The sequence below is a fragment of the Ligilactobacillus salitolerans genome (assembly GCF_003864415.1).
In the GTDB taxonomy this organism is placed as follows: Bacteria; Bacillota; Bacilli; order Lactobacillales; family Lactobacillaceae; genus Ligilactobacillus; species Ligilactobacillus salitolerans.
The window spans coordinates 4,784-7,459 of record NZ_BFFP01000062.1 but is presented as its reverse complement, the minus strand read 5'-3'; the positions used below and the strand labels follow the sequence as shown (position 1 = coordinate 7,459).

Below are 2,676 nucleotides of genomic sequence, written 5' to 3'. Positions count from 1 at the left end.
TCAGATTCTACCTCGCAATAGACACCCTTGCCTTCGACTTGTGATACCGACCACTACGGCTCACAGCGGACTCACCCCGCCTAGTTACTGCCCATGCCGGGCGCACCAAAAAAACCCTACTCCATATAGGAGCAAGGCCTTAGGGGTTGTATTAATTTGTTTAGGGGGACAAATTAAATAGTTGTCATTCAAAGGAGTATCCTTTGATGTCAACAAAATTATTATAGCACAGACACTTTTTCCCGACAACCCTTTTTCAAATAAATGGATTTAATCGTTTTGCACTGTACTAAATACCCCGTCACAACAGGATTTGTAAAGTTTCTGAGCAGTTTTTTTTGAGCAAAAAGATTGTCCTCATTAATAATAGCTAAAATTTTATTTTTGCTTGCCTACGATAGATCTATTTGACCTTGAACATAAAAAAATCCCGTCACCAAAGCGACAGGAAGAACAGATTATATATGTGTATAGTCATCTAAGCAGCTAAAATATGTGAATAATGACTAAATTACTGGCTGCCTTTCTTCAATGACTATGGTGATAGTATAGACCTTCCTCCTTAAGAATTCCATAACAGAAATGTTACAAATAATTAACTACTTCTTTTCGCAGCTTTAACTAAAGGAATTTCCTCCGTTATGCCCGCCAACTAAACCTGCCCGTTGCAGCATTGTTCCGCCCTTCTTTAAACTATGAGCCAAAAAAAGTGCTGTCGTGCCAAATTCATTTCTAATATCATCCAGCGTTTTTTCAAGCGTCAGGTGTTTTTCTTGTTTTTGAACAGAATAAAATAGATTTAACTGCAGATTTTGTGTTGTTATTAGTTGACCAAAACCAACAGCAATATTTCTGATCGATTCACCCTGCCAATTCTCTCTGAATAAGCGCAGTAAATAAGAATTAAGTTTCCTATTGTCATTAGTTGGATCAATTTTTAACTGGTGCGCAAAGCCCCTGCGTCCTGTTTCTTCAGCAGCAGTATAAGAAAAACCTATACTCAGACTGACACAAGCAGTTTGTTTGCCACGTTTTCTCAGCCGAGCCGCAACCTGTTCTCCGATTTCCTGGATAACGACTTCGATTTCCTCTTTTTGCCGATAATCGCGGGGCAAAACCTGGGAGTTCCCTAAACTGTCATTTTTAACTTTAACCGGTCTGCCCAAGTCGGTGCGGTCGATTCCCCAAGCTAGAGCCAACAGTTGAAGACCGATCACTCCCATTTCTTTTTTTAAAATCGGTGGTGCAGTATGTGCTAGATCTCCTATTGAGCGAATCCCAATTCTATGCAAATGGTCTTCCGTCCGATGGCCAATACTCCAAACCTGACTCAATTCAGTAATTGGCCAAATTTTATCAGCAAAATCAGCATAACTTAATTTTCCACGTAAGTTGGCGCTGTGTTTAGCTAAAATATCCAAGGCCAACTTAGCCTGCAGAGGATTTTCGCCGATCCCGACCGTTGTATATAAGCCCAATTGGCGATGGACGTCTGCTTGGATCCGCTTCGCAACTATACTTGGTGAGGAGCCAAATAAATGCCAAGAAAAAGTCAAGTCGAGGATCGTTTCGTCAATTGAATATGGAACACATTCATGCGCATAGCGGCGAAAAATTTGATTGATCTCCAAATTTTTTTCAATATACAGGTTCATGCGTGGCGGAACTATCAGTAAGTTTTTATTTTTGGGAAGGTCCCGCTGACGGCTAACATTGCTAATGCCATACAACTTTTTGGCCATTGGTGAAGCAGCCAAGATCAAACCACCATTAGTGTTTTCTTGCTCGGATAAAACAACTAGCGGTGTGCTTAACGGATCTAACCCGCGTTGAACACACTCAACACTGGCATAAAATGATTTATTATCAATCAGGAAAAAAACTCCGTGCGGTTCTTTAGCATAATCCATAATAGCCACTCCCAAACATAAGTTCTATATCTATATTATATGAACTCACGTTTGCTTTGTAAACTCAAATATTCATTTTTCAGCGTCAGTCCCCTATGTTCATTGTCAAAAAGTCCTTACAGTTAAAATTTATATTGTCATGATATTTAATGTTTGTTATAATAGCTTCTGTTGTGGAGAGTTGGCAGAGTGGTAATGCACCGGACTCGAAATCCGGCGAACCGGCTAATACCGGCGCGCAGGTTCAAATCCTGTACTCTCCTTATTATATAGTTTTAATTAAATGTAAAAAGCCCACAAACGTTGTTTTTGTGGGCTTTTTATTTTTCTATTAAAGGCAAATAAAGGCAAATAAAAGAATTCGCGTGCACATTTTGTGCACAAAAATAGCCCCGATCACTCGGGGCTGCATTTCAATCTTCAATTCCAAAGTTATTTCTTTCTGGTTCTTGGTACTCCATCTTTAGCATGATCTAGAAGCCAAACTCCGATGCGTTCTTCGTCTGCAATATTCTCGTCAGCACATCATCATTTAGCAAAAAAGACGATAATCTATACATTTTTTACATTTACAGAGTTGCAAATTTGGCCTCAAGGTTACTATTATATGTTTCTCTTGCTTTTTTATTTAATTTCGTAGTTTTCGAAACATGATAAGGTTCACCTATAATTAGTTCTGAATGTCCCCATTTTTTATATTCAAATTTAGCCGGAACTATAGGCTTTCCACTATCTTTAGCAACTAATAAGTAACCTGATTTTAATT

Annotated in this window: 1 protein-coding gene, 1 tRNA gene and 1 pseudogene; 1 reads left to right on the top strand and 2 read right to left on the bottom strand. The window is 38.9% G+C overall.

Annotated elements, in window-relative coordinates; translation table 11 throughout:
• Positions 1-617 precede the first annotated feature (617 nt).
• On the bottom strand, positions 618-1,910 hold the full coding sequence (locus LFYK43_RS11730; protein WP_124978507.1) for a Y-family DNA polymerase: 1,293 nt from the start codon (positions 1,908-1,910) through the stop codon (positions 618-620).
• 175 nt (positions 1,911-2,085) lie between these two features.
• On the opposite strand from LFYK43_RS11730, the gene LFYK43_RS11725 reads away from it, so the two are divergent.
• Positions 2,086-2,173: transfer RNA gene (locus tag LFYK43_RS11725), tRNA-Ser, on the top strand.
• Positions 2,174-2,479: 306 nt separating this feature from the next.
• On the opposite strand, the pseudogene LFYK43_RS12635 reads toward LFYK43_RS11725, so the two are convergent.
• Positions 2,480-2,676: pseudogene (locus LFYK43_RS12635) on the bottom strand (hypothetical protein); the annotation flags it as partial.